We start from the raw sequence: 246 nt of genomic DNA, 5'->3' as shown, positions 1-246 counted from the left end.
GGTAGTTGCGGGCGCCTTCATACAGGGCATCGCCAGGGGCCACGGTTTCGCTCAGAACCCGGTGCAAGCGATCATAGGTGTAGCGGATCTGCACGCCATTGTCGTCGCGGGTCAGCAAGGGCTGGCCGTGTAACAATGAATCTTCGCTGTTGACAATCTTGCGGGTGTGTATACCGCCCACGCCATGGTCAAAACCGGTCAGGGTCTCGGTGGTCTGCAACACGGTTTCGCCCACAAAGGTGCTGT

The 246-nt window shown here is 58.9% G+C and carries 1 protein-coding gene; it reads right to left on the bottom strand.

Annotated elements, in window-relative coordinates; translation table 11 throughout:
- On the bottom strand, nucleotides 1-246 hold a 246-nt coding region (locus NR126_RS28700; protein WP_256832531.1), incomplete at both ends, for a hypothetical protein.

Source organism: Pseudomonas sp. Pse1 (genome assembly GCF_024519635.1).
Classification (GTDB): domain Bacteria; phylum Pseudomonadota; class Gammaproteobacteria; order Pseudomonadales; family Pseudomonadaceae; genus Aquipseudomonas.
The sequence above is the reverse complement of the archived record's forward strand: the minus strand, read 5'-3'. Positions and strand labels throughout refer to the sequence as shown.